The organism is Bradyrhizobium sp. A5 (assembly GCF_042076515.1).
In the GTDB taxonomy this organism is placed as follows: Bacteria; Pseudomonadota; Alphaproteobacteria; order Rhizobiales; family Xanthobacteraceae; genus Bradyrhizobium; species Bradyrhizobium cosmicum.
In genome coordinates, this window is sequence record NZ_CP148990.1 from 1880713 (window position 1) to 1898149 (window position 17437).

At 65.2% G+C, this 17437-nt stretch carries 17 protein-coding genes and 1 pseudogene; 9 read left to right on the plus strand and 9 right to left on the minus strand.

Translation table 11 applies throughout. From position 1 onward, the window contains the following. The first annotated feature begins 51 nt into the window (after positions 1–51). Positions 52–999 carry an IS630 family transposase gene (locus WHZ77_RS08885; protein WP_375309229.1) on the plus strand — a complete coding sequence of 316 codons (948 nt, stop codon included), beginning with the start codon at positions 52–54 and terminating at the stop codon, positions 997–999. A gap of 145 nt (positions 1000–1144) precedes the next feature. Here the strand turns inward: WHZ77_RS08885 and WHZ77_RS08890 are convergent, their stop codons facing one another. The 3 genes from WHZ77_RS08890 to WHZ77_RS08900 all read right to left on the minus strand — a co-directional run bounded on the left by WHZ77_RS08890 (position 1145) and on the right by WHZ77_RS08900 (position 4645). Further along, complete coding sequence (locus WHZ77_RS08890) at positions 1145–1450, minus strand: hypothetical protein (RefSeq protein ID WP_375313331.1); 306 nt, start codon at positions 1448–1450, stop codon at positions 1145–1147. 107 nt (positions 1451–1557) lie between these two features. Beyond that, the gene (locus WHZ77_RS08895; protein ID WP_375313332.1) at positions 1558–1827 is read right to left on the minus strand and encodes a hypothetical protein; all 270 of its coding nucleotides are present in this window, start codon (positions 1825–1827) and stop codon (positions 1558–1560) included. A 127-nt stretch (positions 1828–1954) separates the two neighbouring features. Then, a complete protein-coding gene (locus WHZ77_RS08900; RefSeq protein WP_375313333.1) occupies positions 1955–4645 on the minus strand; it encodes an alpha/beta hydrolase fold domain-containing protein in 2691 nt (896 codons plus the stop codon). A gap of 226 nt (positions 4646–4871) precedes the next feature. Here WHZ77_RS08900 and WHZ77_RS08905 point away from each other — a divergent pair, with 226 nt between their 5' ends. After that, positions 4872–5081: a hypothetical protein gene (locus WHZ77_RS08905; RefSeq protein ID WP_375313334.1), complete on the plus strand. Its 210-nt coding sequence runs from the start codon at positions 4872–4874 to the stop codon at positions 5079–5081. A gap of 76 nt (positions 5082–5157) precedes the next feature. Further along, positions 5158–6618, plus strand: coding sequence for a carboxylesterase/lipase family protein (locus tag WHZ77_RS08910; RefSeq protein WP_375313335.1), 1461 nt, complete (start codon positions 5158–5160; stop codon positions 6616–6618). 17 nt (positions 6619–6635) lie between these two features. Here the strand turns inward: WHZ77_RS08910 and WHZ77_RS08915 are convergent, their stop codons facing one another. Next, positions 6636–6815: a hypothetical protein gene (locus WHZ77_RS08915; RefSeq protein WP_151648664.1), complete on the minus strand. Its 180-nt coding sequence runs from the start codon at positions 6813–6815 to the stop codon at positions 6636–6638. Positions 6816–6972: 157 nt separating this feature from the next. Here WHZ77_RS08915 and WHZ77_RS08920 point away from each other — a divergent pair, with 157 nt between their 5' ends. Then, positions 6973–7767 carry a DODA-type extradiol aromatic ring-opening family dioxygenase gene (locus WHZ77_RS08920; RefSeq protein WP_375313336.1) on the plus strand — a complete coding sequence of 265 codons (795 nt, stop codon included), beginning with the start codon at positions 6973–6975 and terminating at the stop codon, positions 7765–7767. Between the two features lie 97 nt (positions 7768–7864). Here WHZ77_RS08920 and WHZ77_RS08925 read toward each other — a convergent pair whose 3' ends face one another. From WHZ77_RS08925 to glgC, 3 genes are read right to left on the minus strand one after another with little or no spacing between them, the layout of a single operon-like run. Continuing rightward, a complete protein-coding gene (locus tag WHZ77_RS08925) occupies positions 7865–8125 on the minus strand; it encodes a SemiSWEET transporter (RefSeq protein ID WP_375313337.1) in 261 nt (86 codons plus the stop codon). A gap of 37 nt (positions 8126–8162) precedes the next feature. Further along, entirely contained in the window at positions 8163–9620 is a 1458-nt protein-coding gene (gene glgA, locus WHZ77_RS08930) for a glycogen synthase GlgA (RefSeq protein ID WP_375313338.1), read from the minus strand. Continuing rightward, complete coding sequence (glgC, locus tag WHZ77_RS08935) at positions 9617–10879, minus strand: glucose-1-phosphate adenylyltransferase (protein ID WP_375313339.1); 1263 nt, start codon at positions 10877–10879, stop codon at positions 9617–9619. The genes glgA and glgC overlap by 4 nt, the downstream gene beginning before the upstream one ends. A gap of 369 nt (positions 10880–11248) precedes the next feature. On the opposite strand from glgC, the gene WHZ77_RS08940 reads away from it, so the two are divergent. After that, a complete protein-coding gene (locus WHZ77_RS08940; protein WP_375313340.1) occupies positions 11249–11692 on the plus strand; it encodes a hypothetical protein in 444 nt (147 codons plus the stop codon). A gap of 225 nt (positions 11693–11917) precedes the next feature. Here the strand turns inward: WHZ77_RS08940 and WHZ77_RS08945 are convergent, their stop codons facing one another. Both WHZ77_RS08945 and WHZ77_RS08950 read right to left on the minus strand, forming a co-directional pair. Continuing rightward, positions 11918–12898, minus strand: a complete 981-nt coding sequence (locus WHZ77_RS08945) for an ABC transporter substrate-binding protein (RefSeq protein WP_375313341.1) — start codon at positions 12896–12898, stop codon at positions 11918–11920. 173 nt (positions 12899–13071) lie between these two features. Then, positions 13072–13239, minus strand: a complete 168-nt coding sequence (locus tag WHZ77_RS08950) for a hypothetical protein (protein ID WP_375313342.1) — start codon at positions 13237–13239, stop codon at positions 13072–13074. A gap of 135 nt (positions 13240–13374) precedes the next feature. Between WHZ77_RS08950 and WHZ77_RS08955 the strand changes: the two genes are divergently transcribed. The 4 genes and pseudogenes from WHZ77_RS08955 to WHZ77_RS08970 all read left to right on the plus strand — a co-directional run bounded on the left by WHZ77_RS08955 (position 13375) and on the right by WHZ77_RS08970 (position 17434). Further along, a complete protein-coding gene (locus tag WHZ77_RS08955) occupies positions 13375–14475 on the plus strand; it encodes an ABC transporter substrate-binding protein (protein WP_375313343.1) in 1101 nt (366 codons plus the stop codon). Continuing rightward, positions 14453–15475: an ABC transporter permease gene (locus tag WHZ77_RS08960; protein WP_375313344.1), complete on the plus strand. Its 1023-nt coding sequence runs from the start codon at positions 14453–14455 to the stop codon at positions 15473–15475. Before WHZ77_RS08955 ends, WHZ77_RS08960 begins: the two co-directional genes overlap by 23 nt. Then, positions 15469–16268, plus strand: a pseudogene (locus tag WHZ77_RS08965) (ABC transporter ATP-binding protein). The gene WHZ77_RS08960 and the pseudogene WHZ77_RS08965 overlap by 7 nt, the downstream one beginning before the upstream one ends. Then, a complete protein-coding gene (locus tag WHZ77_RS08970; RefSeq protein WP_375313345.1) occupies positions 16262–17434 on the plus strand; it encodes an acyl-CoA dehydrogenase family protein in 1173 nt (390 codons plus the stop codon). Before WHZ77_RS08965 ends, WHZ77_RS08970 begins: the two are co-directional and overlap by 7 nt. The last annotated feature ends 3 nt before the right edge of the window (positions 17435–17437 follow it).

The window sequence follows — 17437 nt, forward strand, 5'->3', positions numbered from 1 at the left end:
GGGCGGCGGTTTGTGATTCAAGATGCTGGCTGGATCGGAGGCCAGCATCAGATGGTCCGACCTCTTTCGAATGATCTTCGTGAACGAGCCGTGAAGGCGGTGGAATCCGGCGAGAGTTGCCATGCTGTGGCGGCCCGGTTCGATGTTGCAGTGTCGTCCGTCGTGAAGTGGAGGCAGCGCTATCGCGCGACGGGTTCGGTGGCGCCGGGCAAGATGGGCGGTCACCGTAAGCCGGTTCTGGGGCCGCATCGAGCGTTCATCGTGGAGCGGATCAGGCAGACGCCACATCTAACGCTGCACGGGCTGAAGGACGAACTTGCCGCGCGAGGCGTGAAAGTCTCACACCATGCGGTATGGACCTTCCTGCGACGCGAAGGTCTCAGCTTCAAAAAAACACTGTTCGCCCTTGAGCAGGGTCGCGCCGACGTCGCGCGGCGGCGGCAGCGCTGGCGCAGCTTGCAGGATCGCCTCGATCCAAGCCGCCTGGTGTTCATCGACGAGACCTGGATCAAGACCAACATGGCCCCGTTGCGCGGCTGGGGATCCAAGGGCGAGCGGTTGCGCGGCTTTGCGCCGCACGGTCACTGGCGAACCCTGACCTTCCTCGGTGCCCTACGCTCTGACCAGCTCACTGCGCCTTGCGTGTTCGACGGACCGATCAACGGCGAAAGCTTCCGCGCCTATGTCGAACAGCAACTCGTCAAAGTGCTCAAACCGGGCGACATCGTCGTCATGGATAATCTCGGTAGCCACAAGTCCCCGACCGTTCGGCAGATGATCCGGAAAGCCGGCGCAAGACTGTGGTACCTGCCGCCGTACTCACCCGACCTCAACCCGATCGAGCAAGTCTTCGCCAAGATCAAGCACTGGATGCGCATCGCACAGAAGCGCACGATCGACGACGCCTGCGACCACATCGGCAACCTCGTCAGAAGCGTTCTGCCCAGCGAATGCAGCAACTACTTCGTTAATGCCGGATACGCTTCTATCAAAAAATGAAACGCTCTAGAGCATGATCCGGAAAAGTGTTGAGCGGTTTTCCGATAAGATCATGCTCAAACGATAGTGTTGCCACACGAAAAGCGCCGCGGAAGCGGCGCTTTTTTGTTGCCTGGGATTTGGGAATTGCTCCGACGATCGTGCGTCAGATGTGGCTTTCGACGAAATCGCTGAGATAGTCGGGCAAGCAGACGCCGTCGATATCGCAACGCGCCCGGATCTCGCCGGCGACATCTTTCGAGATATCCTTCGTCCAGTGTTCGAGCGTGTTGAACGAGATCACCTTGATCGGATCGTTGAAGCAGCCGGCGACGAGCTCGCCGATCGTGGCTTCGAGATCGCTGCGCTCGATGCGGATTTCATTGGCCTTGCCGAGGCGATCAATCACCACGAACAGGGTCTGGTCCGCGCCGTAGGGCACCGCCGGATTGGACACGCTGGCTTCAAGCATCTCAGGCACTCACGCCTTGGCTTTGGATTCTTGGCTTCCGATCCCCGATAACGGGAACAACCGGAAGAAAGTTCCTGCCTGTTCGAGAAGACCGTCGCGTGGGGCCTTTAGAGATATTCCCGTAGCCGCGACAGCTCGAGGACGTGTTCGGGCGAGAGGATGTCCGTGACCAGCGGCGGCTGCGGCGCAGTGTGGATATCATAGAGATGCCGGGTCGGCGCAGGCTTCTCCATGAAGGCAGAGATGCAATCGTCGAGCGTGCCCTGGCTCACCTGATAGGATTCGCGGTCCGGCCGGCGCTGGTTTCCGAGCGACGGCCATTTATGCAGCGCGGCAGGCGCGCTGAAATCGACCTTTGAAACTGATACGCCACCCATCGTCCCTGCCTCATGCAGAAAGAACCCCAGCACACAACCTGGCGTGCCGGGGCCCATACCAATCACTGCATCTCAATGCCACAACCGCACAACGCGGTGACCGGGACATAGTTCCCGGCCGCCTGACTCAGCTCGCGGCCGCCGCGATTCTGTGCCCCGGGCTGGGATGACCCTGGCTGTGCTCGTCATCGCGACTGATCTCCTGCGGAAGCCCGGCGAAGCGCCGCAAGGCTTGGGCCATCTGCACCCGGCCCGGCACGCCGGTAATCACCACATCGACCATCGCAAAGGACGAGTGGAAATGACCGCGCGCCCTGAGCTGCTCGACCGGCACGCCCGCGGCCGCCATGGCCTCGGCATAGGCGACGCCCTCGTCGCGCAGCGGATCGAACTCGCAGGTGACCACGAAGGCCGGCGGCAGGCCTGAGACCTTGCCGCGCAGCGGCGAGGCGCGCGGATCGGTGCGGTCGGCCGGCGAGCAGTAGAGATCCCAGAACCAGTACATCAGCGAACGCGTCAGGAAATAGCCGGTCGCATTGTCGTTGTAGGAGGGACGATCGAAGCTGCAGTCGGTGACGGGGCACACCAGCAACTGGCCCGCGATCTGCGGCCCGCCGCGGTCGCGCGCGAGCTGACAGGTGACGGCGGCGATGTTGCCGCCCGCGCTCCAGCCGGCGACCAGCACCGGGCCCGACTTGCCGCCGAGCTCGGTGGCATGCTCGGCGATCCAGCGCGTCGCCGCATAGCCGTCCTCGGCCGCCGCCGGGAAACGATGCTCCGGCGCGTGACGATAGCCGACGCTGACGAACATCATGCCGGTCCGCCGTACCATGTCGCGGCAGAACGGCTCGTCCGACTGCTCGTCGCCGAGCACCCAGCCGCCACCGTGGAAATAGACCACGACCGGATGCGGTCCTGATGTCGCAGGCTTGTAGACGCGATAGGGCAGCGGACCGTCGGGGCCCGGCAGCGTGCCGTCGACGATCTCGCCCATCGGCCGTCCGGCGGGACGTCCCTTGTTGAACTCGTTGACGAACGCGCACGCGCCCTGCGCACCCATCGACTCGATCGGCGGCAGGTTGAGCGACGCGAGCAGGTTCAGCACCAGCCGCACATCCGGCTGCAGGCGCACGACTTCGCCGTCATTGCATTGCGCGGCGACGTTCGGGCCTGTCAGCTTGAAGCCGAGCATGCCACGGCTCGTGACCTCGTCGCAGATGCTGCGATAGGGACCGACGCCGCCGGTGTAGGGCATCAGCCCCTGCACCTTGCCGGGCACGTTGGCGCCCGTGTACCAGGTGTTGGCGAGCCGGTGCAGCGTCACCATCGAGCAGTCGGCCATGTGCCTGTTCCAGCCGGCCTGCGCCGTCGCGGTCGGCTCGATCGTGGTGAAGCCCGCGTCGCGCAACGCGGCGAGGCGATCGACGACCCAGTCGACGTGCTGCTCGATCGACACCGCCATGTTCGACAGCACCGACGGGCTGCCGGGTCCGGTGATCATGAAGAAGTTCGGGAAGCCCTCGACCGTGAGCCCGAGATAGGTCTGCGGCCCCTGCGCCCAGACGTCGGTGAGCGACCTGCCGCCGCGTCCCGTGATCGGATGCACGGCGCGGATCGCACCGGTCATGGCGTCGAAGCCGGTGGCGAACACGATGACGTCGACGTCGACATTGCGCCTGGCCGTCGTGATGCCGCTCGCGGTGATCGCCTTGATCGGCTCCTGGCGCAGATCGACCAGCGTGACGTTCGGCCGGTTGTAGGTGGCGTAGTAGTTGGTGTCGAGGCAGGGGCGCTTGGCGCCGAACGGGTGATCGTCCGGCATCAGCGCCGCAGCGGTCTCGGGGTCGTTGACGGCGGCGCGAATTTTCTCGCGGATCAGGTCCTGGACGATCCTGTTGCCGTCGACATCGACCGCCTGGTCGGCCCAGAGCTGCGTCAGGATGTGGACGAGGTCGCCGGCGGCCCAGGCGCGCTCGAACCGCTCACGACGCTCGGCATCGCTCAATTGCCAGCTCACGACCGTCTGCTGCGGATAGGGCACGCCGGCCATCGATTGTCGCGCCTGCTCGCGATAGGCGGCGCGGTCGCTCTCGAACAGCTCCTTGCGATCGGCAGGCGGCGGGCCGTTATGCGCGGGCAGCGCGAAATTCGGCGTGCGCTGGAACACGGTGAGATGCGCGGCCTGCTCGGCGATCAGCGGGATCGACTGGATCGCCGACGAGCCGGTGCCAATCACGGCGACCCGTTTCCCCGCCAGGTTGACGCCGTCATGCGGCCAGCGGCCGGTAAAATAGACCTCGCCCTTGAAATCCTTGACGCCGTCGATTTCCGGCGGCTTTGGCGCGGAGAGGCAGCCCGTGGCCATGATGTAGTGGCGGCAGGAGACCGGCGGGCCGTTGTCGGTGGTGAGCTGCCAGCGCTCGCTCGCCTCGTCCCATCTGGCTTCGGTCACCTTGGTCTTGAAGCGGATATCGCGGCGCAAATCATAGCGGTCGGCGACGAAGCCGAGATAGCGCAGGATCTCGGGCTGGGTCGCGTATTTCTCCGACCAGGTCCATGCCTTGTCGAGTTCCGGATCGAAGGAGTAGCTGTAGTCGATGGTCTGGATATCGCAGCGCGCGCCCGGATAGCGGTTCCAGTACCAGGTGCCGCCGACATCGCCGGCCTCCTCGAGCGCGACCGTCGTGAACCCGGCCTTGCGCAGGCGATGCAGAAGATAGAGGCCGGAAAATCCGGCGCCGACCACGGCGACGTCGACCTGTTGGGCTGTTCCATTCGCCGTCCTGGACTCACGTGCGGCGACCATTGCGTCAGACATGGCATTCCTCCCGTGCTTTTGTTTTGCCGGCAGGCTAGCGCTGCAGGCTCGGCTTGTCATCAGAGCAAGTGCAATCTTCGGTAGTCGTTTGCGGCGCGATCGTGACCGCGCGAAGGTTGCGGCGATACACGCACTGCGATGCACAATCGCCGTGGTAGTCCGGTCTAATCAGACCACATCGGTCTGTGTATGCTTGCGGCTACAAGCCACGCGTACGCAGGGCGTCATGACAGAGTTGAGTGAGCGAACCAAAGCGAACATGGACGTCGTCCTCGAGGAGACGTGCCGCCAGCTGCCGCACGGCGGTGATCACGACAGCCGCCGATTCATCGCCGAGCGGCTGATCGAAGCGGCGCAGTCCGGTCGCGCGACCCTCGGCGAACTCGGCATCGTCGCGCGCCGCGCGCTGGCGGAGATCATCGGCAAGGGCGGCTAGGCCGCGGCGCTTGCCTCGCCACGGGCCGCGGACGTAACCTGTTCGGGAACCTTTCCGCGCATCGAGATCTCCCAGGATGCGGTCGCTGTTTGCGTTTCTTGTGGCCTCTTCGCTGCTCCACTGTGCCGGTGCGGCCGTCGCGCAGGCGGTCGGGCAGTTCCCATTCGCATTGACGCGTGAAGGCCAGATGCTCGGTGCCGTCGAGGGCGAGGTGGCGTCCTTCAAGGGACTGGCCTACGCAGCTCCGCCGGTCGGCGCGTTGCGCTGGCGTCCGCCGCAGGCGACGGCCGAAAATTCCGGGATGCGCACCGCCTATGAGTACGGCGCGCCGTGTCTTCAGCCGTCGCTGCCGGGCGCCAGCGAAGATTGCCTTGCACTCAACGTGTTTCGCCCCTTCGGGGTCGACGGCCCGCTGCCGGTGATGGTGTTCATCCATGGCGGCGCCTTCGTCAGCGGCACGGTGAACGATCCGGTGTTCGACGGCGCCAAGCTGGCGCAGGCCGGACTCATCGTGGTCACCGTGAACTATCGCCTCGGCGTGTTTGGCTGGCTTGCCGATCCGGCGCTGTCGGATGGCGGCTCCGGCAATTACGGCCTGATGGACCAGATCGCGGCGCTGCAATGGGTGCATGACAACATCGCGGCCTTTGGCGGCGATCCCGGCAACGTCACCCTGTTCGGCAATGGTGCGGGCGCCACGTCGATCGCGCTGCTGATGCTGTGTGCGCAGTCGCGCGATCTGTTTCAGAAAGCCATCCTGCAATCGATACCCGGTCGTGCGCGGCTACGCTCGGCGCAGGAGGCGGAGGCTATGGGGCGGCACTTCATCGCCATGCTCGGGGAGCCCGCCGACTTGCGCGCCGTCGAGACGTCGCGGCTCCTTGCCGCCGAAAACCATCTGCTCGAAGAATCACCGCGCAGCGTCGCCCCGGCGATCGATGGACGTCTGGTGACCGCGGACGTTGCCGCCGGTTTTGCGGCCGGACACGAAAGCCGGATTCCGGTGATCATCGGCTCGAATGACGACGAGACCGGCTTTGACGGCGAGCTCGACATCAAGTCGGCGCTGGCATCTTCGGGCGAGAGCATCGACGAGCTGCGCAAGCTCTATCCGGGCCTTGCCAGTCCTTCGGACCTCGCGGCAAGGCTCTACACGGACAAGGTGTTTTCCGAGCCGGTGCGACTGCTGGCTCGCCTGCATGCCGCAACCGGCGCAGCCGTCTTTCGCTATCGCTTCGCCTACGTGCCCGAGGCCCGGCGCGCTAATCCCGACGAAGGGCACGGGCGCGAGTTGCAGTTCATCTTTGGCGTGGAAGGCGTTCCCGGTGCGGGACTCCTCTCGCGAGGCGATCGCGAGGTCGCAAGCCGCATGCGCGCCTACTGGACCAATTTCGCGCGGACAGGCGATCCCAACGGCTCGGACCTGCCGCATTGGGACAGGGCCGCAGACCGCGATCGCCTGTTGCTGATCGCGAACGATGGCATCGCGAGCGACACCGACCCCTGGTCGGAGCGTCTGGATCGGCTCGCGCGCTAGCGCAGGATGAGATGGGCTTAGGCCGCGAGCTCGACGCGCGGCGCCGGGCTCAGCCGGTCTTCTTCCAGATAGTCCATCGCGCCGTCCTTCTCGACGGCGTAGAACTGCTGGCCTTCGCGGGACCTGTAGGCGGCGCGAACGACGCCGCGGCGGCCCTTGTCACTGTTGACGACGTCCCCCAGCGCAAACTTCTTCATCTCACGTCTCGCTTGTCTTCAGGCCGACTCCTTCGGCCATGGCCGGATTGTGGCGGGCAAATCGTTAACGACTTGCTAACCATGCCGGGTTGCCTATGCTCCCGCCGATCGCGCGGTTGCACCACGCGCATGTCGTCCTTGAAGCGAGCCCGCAGCCATGACCCGATTACCGACTCTCTTCCTGTCGCATGGCGGTGGTCCCTGGCCGTTCATGGAGGACCGGCGGGTGCAATATGCCAGGACCGCCGCGGAGTTCGGCCGGCTGCCGCAGCTTCTCCCCGAGAAGCCCAAGGCGGTGCTCGTCATCACCGGCCACTGGGAGGCCGAAGCCTTCACCGTGTCGACCTCTGCGCATCCGCCGATGGTGTACGATTATTACGGCTTCCCCGAGCATACCTATCACCTCAAATATCCGGCGCCGGGCAAGCCCGAGCTCGCTGCGGAAGTGAAGGCGCTGCTCATGGGCGCGGGCCTCGATTGCCGGGAGGATCCCAACCAGGGCTTCGATCACGGCACCTTCGTGCCGCTCGGCTTGATGTATCCGAACGCCGACATGCCGATCGTGCTGTTGTCGCTGAAGTCGAGTTACGATGCGGCCGAGCACATCAGGGTCGGGCAGGCGATCGCATCGCTGCGCGACGAGGGCATCCTGATCGTCGGCAGCGGGCTCACCTATCACAACATGCGCGGCTTCGGACGGGCGGAGTCAAAACCCGTCTCGTATGATTTCGAGGCCTATCTGAACGAGGCGATCAGCAATCCGGACGCGGCGCGGCGCAACGCGATGCTGGTCGACTGGGAGAACGCGCCGAGCGCGCGCCTTGCGCATCCGCGCGAGGACCATCTGCTGCCGCTGATGGTGGCCGCCGGTGCCGCCGGCAGCGATGTCGGCAAACGCGTCTTCGTCGACGAGGTCGCGAATGTGGCGATGGCGTCGTATGTGTTTGGGTGAATCGTAGGGTGGATTAGCGCAGCGTAATCCACCATCGAGCCGCGACCAAGGTGGTGGATTACGCCTTCGGCTAATCCACCCTACGGGGCTTTCAATCTCACCCGTATTTCAGCTTCATGAACAGGATCCCGCCGGCCAGCAGCATAGTGATGGCGTTGGCGGCGACCAGCGGCGCGTCGCCGCTGAGCAGGCCGTAGATCAGCCACAGCGCCAGGCCGAGCACCATGATCAGGAACATGCCGAGCGAGATGTCGCGCGCTGAGCGGGTCTTCCACACCTTGATGACCTGCGGCGCGTAGGCGATGGTGGTGCAGGTGGCGGCGGCAAAGCCGATCAGCTTGATCGCGAATGGGTCCATGCCGGCTCTATAACACTGATTCGACGGCGCCTCCGCCTCAGCCCCGTCGCGCGATGAGATCGCGATAGAGCGCGGCATAGTCGCCGGCGCGGTTGCGCCAGGAGACGTCGGTGGCAAGACCGCTCAATTGCAGCCGGCGCCAGGCTCCCTTGTTGCGGAAGGCGGCGTTGGCCTTGCGCAGCGCGCCGGAGAGAGCATCCGCGGTGACGGGGGCGAACTTGAAGCCGGTGGCGTCCCGGTCCGACGCGTCGGCCTCGCCGATATCGATGATGGTGTCTTCGAGACCGCCGACACGGGAGACGATCGGCACGGCGGCATAACGCAGCGCGCAGAGCTGGGTCAGGCCGCACGGCTCGAAGCGAGACGGCACGATGAGCGCGTCCGAACCGGCCTGGATCAGATGCGCCAGGATTTCGTCATAGCCGATCACGACTCCGATCCGCCCGGGGTTGGCACGGGCGACGGCCTGATAGCGATCTTGCAGATCGCGGTCGCCGCTGCCGAGCAGGGCGAGCTGCATGCCTTCTCCCAGGATGGTGGGAATGGTCTCGAGCAGAAGGTCCAGACCCTTTTGCCAGGACAGGCGACTGATGACGCCGAGCAACGGCGCCTCGTCCGAGGAATCGAGATTGAACTGCTGCTGAAGCACGGCCTTGTTCGCGGCCCGGAACGTCAGGTCGTTCGTGCCGAAGCGGTAGGCGATGTGCGGATCGGTTTGCGGATTCCACACCTCGGTGTCGATGCCGTTGAGGATGCCGCTCAGCACACCGGCGCGCTCGCGCAGCAGCCCGCCGAATCCCATGCCGCCTTCGTCGCTCTGAATCTCCCGCGCATAGGTCGGCGATACCGTGGTGATGCGATCGGCGAGTTGCAGACCTGCTTTGAGGAAGCTGATGCCGCCGAAATATTCGAGGCCGTGGACATCGAACGTGGCATCCCGGGGCAGGCCGATCGCGCTTGCCAGATCGCGGTCGAACTTGCCTTGATAAGCCATGTTGTGAATGGTCATCACGGTGCCGGGGTGCGGGCGACCGTCATAATGCAGATAGGCCGGCGCGAGCCCGGCCTGCCAATCATGGGCGTGCACGACATCGGGCACGAAGGCAGGCACGAGGCCATGGCCGATATCGGCCGCGATACGCGACAGCGCGGCGAAGCGGAGGCCATTGTCGGGCCAATCGACGCCTTCCGCGGTGACGTAGGGATTGCCGGGCCGCGCGTAGAGATGCGGCACGTCGAGCACGAACAGGTCGAGCCCGTCATGCGAGCCGGCGAGCAGGCGTCCCGGTCCGCCGAAATAATCCGGCCAGCGCCGGATTTCGTCGGCGCCGGCGAGCCGTCGCATCACGTCGGGATAGCCCGGCATCAGCGTCCGCATCTCGACGCCGTGCGCCTTCAGCGCCAGCGGCAGCGCGCCGGCGACATCCGCGAGGCCGCCGGTCTTGACGATGGGGTAGACTTCGGAGGCGACCGCGAGGACGCGAACAGGCGTCATGTATTGAGCCTGTCGATCATCGGCTGGGTGATGAGCGAGATTCCCTGCTCGGTGGTGCGGAAGCGCTTTGCGTCGAGTTCGGGATCCTCACCGACGACGAGCCCCTCGGGGATCTCGACGCCGCGGTCGATCACCACGTTCTTCAGCCGCGCACCGCGACCGACGTTCACGTAGGGCATGATCACCGCGTTCTCGACATTGCCGTAGGAATTGATGCGCACGCCGGTGAACAGCAGCGAGCGACGCAGCGATGCACCGGAGATGATGCAGCCGCCCGAGACCAGCGAACTCACGGCGTAACCGCGCCGGCTCTCCTCGTCATGGACGAATTTGGCAGGCGGCGTGATCTCCGAATAGGACCAGATCGGCCAGGCGCGGTCGAACAGGTCGAGTTCCGGCACCACGTCGGTGAGGTCGATGTTGGCGGCCCAGTATGCGTCGACCGTTCCGACGTCGCGCCAGTAGGAGCGCGGTTCGGTCCCGGTCCGCACGCAGGAGGTTGAGAACTGGTGAGCGATGGCGCGGCCGTTCTTGACGATGTAGGGAATGATGTCCTTGCCGAAATCGTGGTTCGAGTTCGGATCCTCGGCGTCACGCTTCAGCTCGTCGAACAGGAATTTCGCGTCGAACACGTAGATGCCCATGCTGGCAAGCGAGACGTCGGGCTTGCCCGGCATCGGCGGCGGATCGGCGGGCTTCTCCAGGAACTGCTGGATCCAGCCGTTCTCGTCGATATGCATGATGCCGAAGCCGGAGGATTCCGCACGCGGCATCTCGAGGCAGCCCACCGTGACGTCGGCGCCGCTCTCGACGTGCTGCCGCAACATCACCTCGTAGTCCATCTTGTAGATGTGGTCGCCGGCGAGCACCACGATGAAGCGGCAGGCGTGCGCCTCGATGATATCGATGTTCTGGTAAATGGCGTCGGCCGTGCCGACATACCACATGTTCTCCGATACGCGCTGGCTCGCCGGCAGGATGTCGAAGCTCTCGTTGCGCTCGGGACGGAAGAAGTTCCAGCCCATTTGAAGGTGCCGGATCAGGCTGTGCGCCTTGTATTGTGTCGCGACCGCGATACGGCGGATGCCTGAGTTCACCGCGTTCGACAGCGCGAAATCGATGATGCGGGACTTGCCGCCGAAATAGACCGCGGGCTTGGCGCGCCGGTCGGTCAGCTCCAGCAGCCGGCTGCCGCGGCCGCCGGCCAGGACGAAGGCCAGCGCCTGGCGGGCGAGCGGCTCATTTCCGGCGGCACTCATGTCATCCTCCCACATTCCGGCGCAAGGCAATCTGCTGCTAACCAAGGCTTAACGACGCCTCGCAACCGCGCTCCCTTGGAACCGATAGTAACGGTACGAATAGTAAATCTGGAAGGCGCTTGTTGGTTGCGAACGCGCGAGAAGCTTAATGCTTTGTCGTGGTCTTGCCGCCTCGGGGGCTCCGTAGCGCCGGTGTCACATCCGGACCACGCGGCAACCCGGCCTGACCACAATTGAGGCATGCGCAGCTCTCTTGTGCGCTGCACGCAATCGGAAGGTTTGCCTTTCGGAGACTTTGACTTGGCGCAGGATGTCCGATCATGGCCTTGCGATGCTTTTCAAGCGAAACGTCAGACAGGGAGCAAGATGATGAGGTTCTGGACAACGGCAATTGCCTGTTCGCTGGCGAGCGCGGTGATGGCCGGCCAAATCGAGCAGGCGGCGGCGGCCCCGCTGCCGACCAACGTCGCGACCATGAAGGCTGCCGTCGGTGACGATGTCACGCAGGTGCATTGGCGCGGCGGAGGCTTGGGATGGGGCATCGGCGGGTTCGCCGCCGGCGCGATCATCGGCAGTGCCATCGCCAGCGGCGCGCCTTACGGCTATTACGGCGGCTACGGATATCCAGGACCAGGCTACGGCTATGGTTATGGTTATGCGCCGGCCTATTACGGTTATGGCTACGGACCGTACTACGCGCCACGTCCCCGATATTACGGCTACAGGGTCTACCGTCCGTATTACGGCCCTCGTTACGGCTACTACCGGCCATACCGGGTCTACCACCGTCACTATCACCGCGGATATTGGTAGTCGCGCGCTGTCAGAGCGAGAGCCACACGATCAGGCTCATACAGGCGAGGTGCGCGAGCACGATCGCGGCGAGATGTAGCGGGCCGGCCTTGAGGCGAAGCCTGCGCATCCCGCCGCTCCTGTGCTAGAGCCGTTTCCGATCCGATGAATCGGAACGGGGCTCTGGATTCCTGTTTTGACGCGTTTTCTTCACGCGAACCGGTTTCCACTTCGCTCGAAAATGCTCTAGTTCGATCCCGCGGCCGCGGCGGTGAAGCTGCGGTCGACGGCCTTGCTGACGTCGAGTGTCTTCGGCAGGATGCCGTAACGCGTCCCGCGATCGGACGCATCCTGCACTTCCTTCACGACATTCTCGTCGATCACGATCGGGCTGGTGCGCTGTGCGGTGTAGGCCGACAGTAGCACGTCCTCCGGTAGCTTGGTCAGCTCGGCCGTGCTCCTGGCGTATTCGCCGAGGTGATCGAGCGACCAGAGCCGCGCCTTGTTCAGCCGCTGCAGCAAGTCCTGGACCGCCGCGCGCTTGGTGGCGATGGCATTGTCGGTCGCGACGATGAAGGTGATGGTCGGCGTCAGGCCTTCGCCGTCCGCGATCACGCGGGCCTTGTCCTTCAGTGTCGCGAACGAGATGTAGGGCTCCCACACCGCCCAGGCGTCGATCGAGCCGGCCACCAGCGCGACCTTGGCATCGACAGGGCCGAGCGGCGCGAAGGTCGCGTCTTCCAGTCTGATCTGCGCCTTCTCCAGCGTCGCGTCGATCAGGAATTGGCCCCAGCCGCCGCGCGTGCCGGCGAGACGCTTGCCCTTGAGATCGGCGGCGGATTTGATCGGCGAATCCTGGCGCACGAGAATCGCCTGCGTCTTTGCATCCGACTTGGTGCCGCCGATCGCCTTGATCGGCGCGCCGGCGGCATAGACCGAGAGAAACGAGAGATCGCCGGTATAGCCGACGTCGAGCGCACCGGCGTTGAGCGCTTCCAGGATCGGAGCAGCCGCCGGAAATTCCGACCATTCGATTCTGTAGGGCAGGTCTTTCGCGTAGCCCGAGATTTCGAGCAGCGAACGGTTGCCGCCCTTCTGGTCGCCGACGCGCAGCACGACGGCGTCGGCAGCGAAGGAGGCGGCAGCGGTCGACAGCGTGATGGCGGCGGCGAGCAGCGATGCGGCGAGCCGGCGGGTGATGGGATGGTCGTGGGAATTGATGCTCATGTGATCTGTCTTGTTGCCTGGCTCACGACGCGTGAGCGAACGATGCAGTGGGACGATCAAGTCTATGACCGCGCACTACGCAGTCAATGAAATGGCCGACCGTATTGCGTGCGCGATCGGCAAGGACGTTTCAGAGAACGTCCTCTTTTGAGAACGCGGCGTGTGCCTGCGCATCACGGCGCGGCAATTGATGCAAAGAGGAAGTCACGGCGCAGCTTTGCAACATGACGCATCAGCGGAAATCGTTTCATCGTTCCCGCATGCGCTGATGGAGAGAATGACCCCGCTTCGCGCAACATTCGAAATTCCATTTCATTGACGATGCGGCGGGCGCGCCGCATGATTTGCGCATCGCATCAACGGTGGCGCCATGAGCGCCGGCGGAAATTATTCTCTCAACGCAGCTCCGAGCGGAACATGCGCAACGCGAGCGTTGCGCCGATGGCGGAGCTGTTCCAGCGCAGGAGTGGGGACTGATGAGCAACGACAACAAGCGCGGCGGGTCACATCTCGACCGGCGCCATCTGCTTCAAGCGGGGCTTGGTGCGGCCTTTGCCGCGCCGCTCGGCGCGCTGGGCGCGCAGGCATTTGCTCCGCAGGCAATCGCGCCCGGAGTCGACCTCTCGGAGTTTCCGCTGTGCCGCACGGCGGCGGGCGTCCCTGCGCTCACCGGCGCGCCGCGCAAGCTGAAACTGTCGTGGAATGCCGGCGCGGTCTGCCTCACGCCGCTTCCCGTCGCCATCGAGCACGGCTTCTTCCAGAAGCAGAATCTCGACGTCGAGCTCATCAACTATTCCGGTTCGACCGACCAGCTGCTCGAGGCGATCGCCACCGGCAAGAGCGATGCCGGCCTCGGCATGGCACTGCGCTGGCTGAAGCCGCTGGAGCAGGGTTTTGACGTCAAGATCGCCGCCGGCACCCATGGCGGCTGCATGCGGGTCCTGACCCGTGCCAATTCCGGCGTCGACAAGCTCGCCGATCTCAAGGGCAAGATCGTCGCGGTCGGCGATCTCGGCGGCCCCGACAAGAACTTCTTCTCGATTCAGCTCGCCAAGCTCGGCATCGATCCGAACAAGGACGTCGATTGGCGCGCCTATCCCGGCAATTTGCTCGACGTCGCGGTCCAGAAGGGCGAGGTGCAGGCCTTCCTGGCCTCCGATCCGCTTGCTTATCTCTGGCTGAAGGACAGCCAGTACAAGGAAGTCGCTTCCAATCTCGACGGCGAATATCGCGACAAGAGCTGCTGCATCGTCGGCCTGCGCGGCAGCCTCGTGCGCGAGGAGCCGCAGGTCGCGCGCGCGCTAACCCAGGCGCTGCTCGACGCCGCCATGTTCACGTCGCAGAATCCGTCGGTCGCGGCGAAGGCGTTCCAGCCCTACGCGCCCAAGACGGCGACCATCGCCGACATCGAGGGCATGGTGCGCTACCACACCCATCATCATCATCCCGTCGGCGAGGTGCTGAAGCGCGAGCTCAAGGCCTATGCCGACGACCTCAAGAGCGTGCAGGTCTTCAAGCAGAGCACCGATACGGCCAAATTCGCGGAGCGCATCTATGTCGACGTATTCGCTGTCTGACGGCCTTGCCTCCGGTGCACCGCGTCTTTCTCGCGCGCCGTTGCTTGCGAGCTGGATCCGGGAGTCCGGCGTCGGCGTGCTCGCCAGCGTCGCCTGGATCGCCTTCGGCCTGTCCTGCCTGTGGTGGGAGGATCTCGGCGACTGGTCGCGCACGCATTCGCTCGGCATCGCCGCCTTCATCGTTGCGGCGGTCGCTCTGTTCGGCACGGTCGGCGCCGATTATCTCGGCTCGGCAGGCCGCGGCTTGCGCCAGCGCGCGCCATGGCTCGTGGCGCTCGGTGCATTCCTGACGCTGTGGGAGCTCGCCACCGCGAAGTTTGCGTGGCTGCCGCTGCCGTTCTTTCCGCCGCCGCAGTCGATCATCGAGGTCTATACCGACGATTTGCCGAAGCTGCTCGACAGCGTCTTTGCCTCGGTCAAGCTTCAGCTCGGCGGCTATCTGATCGGCGCGACGGTCGGCTTCCTCACCGGCGTCTCGATCGGGTGGTCGCGCGCGGCCGGCTATTGGGTGCATCCGGTGCTGCGCTTCATCGGTCCGCTGCCGGCGACGGCCTGGCTGCCGATCGCCTTCTTCACGTTCCCGTCGAGCTGGAGCGCCTCGACCTTCCTGATCGCGCTCGCGACCGGCTTCCCGGTCACGGTGCTGACCTGGTCGGGTGTGGCGAGCGTCAGCAACGCCTATTACGACGTCGCGCGCACGCTGGGCGCCAAGCCGTCGTTCCTGGTGCTGAAGGTCGCGATCCCCGCGGCACTCCCGCACGTCTTCGTCGGCCTGTTCATGGGCCTGGGCTCGTCCTTCGCCGTGCTCGTCGTCGCCGAGATGATCGGCGTCAAGGCCGGTCTCGGCTGGTACCTGCAATGGGCGCAGGGCTGGGCGGCTTACGCCAACATGTATGCGGCGCTGATCGTGATGTCGCTGCTCTGCTCCGGCGCGATCACGCTGCTGTTTTCAATCCGCGACCGCCTGCTGGTCTGGCAGAAGGGAACCGTGAAATGGTAGCCGCAGCCGCACTGGCCGAAGTCGCCACTCCACCCGCCGCCGGCGCCGCGCTCGACATCGAGCAGTCAGCCACGCCTTCGACATCGACGGCGCCGAGCTGCCTGTTCTCAGCGACGTCAGCATCTCGGTCGAGCCAGGCGAGTTCGTCGCGCTGCTCGGCCCCTCCGGCTGCGGCAAGTCGACCTTGCTGCGGCTCGTCGCCGGCCTCGACAAGCCCAAGGCAGGAACCTTGCGCGAGGACGAGGCGCGCATCACCCGGCCGCATCCCTCGCGCGTGGTCGTATTCCAGGATCCGACGCTATTTCCCTGGCGTTCGGTCTGGGACAACGTCGCGCTCGGTCTGGAAGCGCAGGGCATCCTCAAGAGCCAGCGGCACCGCGTCGATGCCGCGCTCGATCTCGTCGGGCTGTCGTCGTTCCGCAACGCCTATCCGCATCAGCTCTCCGGCGGCATGGCACAGCGCGTCGCGCTGGCGCGGGCACTGGTCAACGATCCCAAGATCCTCATCCTCGACGAGCCGCTGGGGAAACTCGACTCGCTCACCCGCATCACCATGCAGGCGGAGCTCGTCTCGCTCTGGCAGCGCAAGGGCTTTACCACGCTGCTGGTGACGCATGATGCGGAGGAAGCGCTGGTGCTCGCCAACCGCGTCATCGTCTTCAGCGACCGCCCGGCGCGCGTGAAGGCCGACATCCGCGTCGACCGTCCCTATCCGCGCCATCGCGGCGATCCCTATCTGGCCGATCTTCGCCGCCAGATTCTCGGCCTGTTGGGATTGGATGCCACATGGTGACGTCCGTAGCCAAAGGGCTCAACGCCCGTAGCGAGCCCGACTACATCGGGCGCGCCGAGGCGTTGGCCGAAGGCTTTGCCGCGCGTGCGGCTGAACACGACCGCACCGGCGGCTTTGCCTTCGAGAACTTTCGCGAGTTGTCCGAGGCGGGCCTGCTGTCGCTGACGGTGCCGGCCGTTCATGGCGGGGCCGGCGCCGGCGCACGCTATGCCGCGCGGGTCATCGGCATCATCGGCAAGGCCGATCCGTCGACCGCGCTGGTGCTGGCGATGCACTACATCAACCATCTGGTGATGGGGCGAAGCCCGACCTGGCCAGCGAAGCTGGCACGCAAGCTTGCGCGCGAGACAGTCGAAGGCGTCGCGCTGGTCAACGCGCTGCGCGTCGAGCCTGAGCTCGGCTCGCCCTCGCGGGGGGGCCTGCCGGCGACGATCGCGCGGCGCACAGAGACCGGCTGGCGCCTGACCGGTCACAAGATCTATTCGACGGGCTCGCCGATCCTGAAATGGTATCTGGTCTGGGCGCGCACGGACGAAGCCGAGCCGCGCGTCGGACAGTTCCTGGTGCCGGCGGGCCTGCCGGGCACCCGCATTGTCGAGACCTGGGATCATCACGGCCTGCGCGCCAGCGGCAGCCATGACGTCACCTTCGACGACGTCGTGATCCCGCTCGATGCAGAGGTCGATGTCCGCAAGCCGCAGGAGTGGCGTGCGCCCGACATTGCGCAGGCGACGGTCCACACGGTGTTCGTCGCCGCGATCTATGACGGCATCGCCCGTGCCGCGCGCGACTGGCTGGTCTCGTTCCTGAAGCAGCGCGTTCCCGCCAGCCTCGGCGCGCCGCTTGCGAGCTTGCCGCGCGCGCAGGAGATCCTCGGTGCCATCGAGGTCAGGCTCGCGGTCAATGCGCGGCTGATCGAGACCTTCGCCCGCGATTTCGACGACGGGGTCGATCTCTCCACCGGCGAATCCAACGCCATCAAGCTCACGGTGACCAACAACGCCGTCGCCGTGGTCGAGGACGCGCTGTCGCTTTCCGGCAATCACGGCCTGTCCCGCACCAATCCGCTGGAGCGGCACTATCGCGACGTGCTGTGCGGCCGCGTGCACACGCCGCAGGACGATTCCACGCGCACCGGCCTTGGTCGCGCGGCGCTCGGAATTTAGGTA

What these genes read in the sequence shown, in the direction of transcription:
- WHZ77_RS08900 (WP_375313333.1), bottom strand. Translation starts at nt 4,645, where the DNA reads ATGTCTGACGCAATGGTCGCCGCACGTGAGTCCAGGACGGCGAATGGA.
- WHZ77_RS08905 (WP_375313334.1), top strand. Translation starts at nt 4,872, where the DNA reads ATGACAGAGTTGAGTGAGCGAACCAAAGCGAACATGGACGTCGTCCTC.
- WHZ77_RS08945 (WP_375313341.1), bottom strand. Translation starts at nt 12,898, where the DNA reads ATGAGCATCAATTCCCACGACCATCCCATCACCCGCCGGCTCGCCGCA.
- WHZ77_RS08950 (WP_375313342.1), bottom strand. Translation starts at nt 13,239, where the DNA reads ATGCGGCGCGCCCGCCGCATCGTCAATGAAATGGAATTTCGAATGTTG.
- WHZ77_RS08920 (WP_375313336.1), top strand. Translation starts at nt 6,973, where the DNA reads ATGACCCGATTACCGACTCTCTTCCTGTCGCATGGCGGTGGTCCCTGG.
- glgA (WP_375313338.1), bottom strand. Translation starts at nt 9,620, where the DNA reads ATGACGCCTGTTCGCGTCCTCGCGGTCGCCTCCGAAGTCTACCCCATC.
- WHZ77_RS08885 (WP_375309229.1), top strand. Translation starts at nt 52, where the DNA reads ATGGTCCGACCTCTTTCGAATGATCTTCGTGAACGAGCCGTGAAGGCG.
- WHZ77_RS08955 (WP_375313343.1), top strand. Translation starts at nt 13,375, where the DNA reads ATGAGCAACGACAACAAGCGCGGCGGGTCACATCTCGACCGGCGCCAT.
- WHZ77_RS08895 (WP_375313332.1), bottom strand. Translation starts at nt 1,827, where the DNA reads ATGGGTGGCGTATCAGTTTCAAAGGTCGATTTCAGCGCGCCTGCCGCG.
- WHZ77_RS08910 (WP_375313335.1), top strand. Translation starts at nt 5,158, where the DNA reads ATGCGGTCGCTGTTTGCGTTTCTTGTGGCCTCTTCGCTGCTCCACTGT.
- WHZ77_RS08960 (WP_375313344.1), top strand. Translation starts at nt 14,453, where the DNA reads ATGTCGACGTATTCGCTGTCTGACGGCCTTGCCTCCGGTGCACCGCGT.
- WHZ77_RS08940 (WP_375313340.1), top strand. Translation starts at nt 11,249, where the DNA reads ATGAGGTTCTGGACAACGGCAATTGCCTGTTCGCTGGCGAGCGCGGTG.
- WHZ77_RS08925 (WP_375313337.1), bottom strand. Translation starts at nt 8,125, where the DNA reads ATGGACCCATTCGCGATCAAGCTGATCGGCTTTGCCGCCGCCACCTGC.
- WHZ77_RS08915 (WP_151648664.1), bottom strand. Translation starts at nt 6,815, where the DNA reads ATGAAGAAGTTTGCGCTGGGGGACGTCGTCAACAGTGACAAGGGCCGC.
- glgC (WP_375313339.1), bottom strand. Translation starts at nt 10,879, where the DNA reads ATGAGTGCCGCCGGAAATGAGCCGCTCGCCCGCCAGGCGCTGGCCTTC.
- WHZ77_RS08890 (WP_375313331.1), bottom strand. Translation starts at nt 1,450, where the DNA reads ATGCTTGAAGCCAGCGTGTCCAATCCGGCGGTGCCCTACGGCGCGGAC.
- WHZ77_RS08970 (WP_375313345.1), top strand. Translation starts at nt 16,262, where the DNA reads ATGGTGACGTCCGTAGCCAAAGGGCTCAACGCCCGTAGCGAGCCCGAC.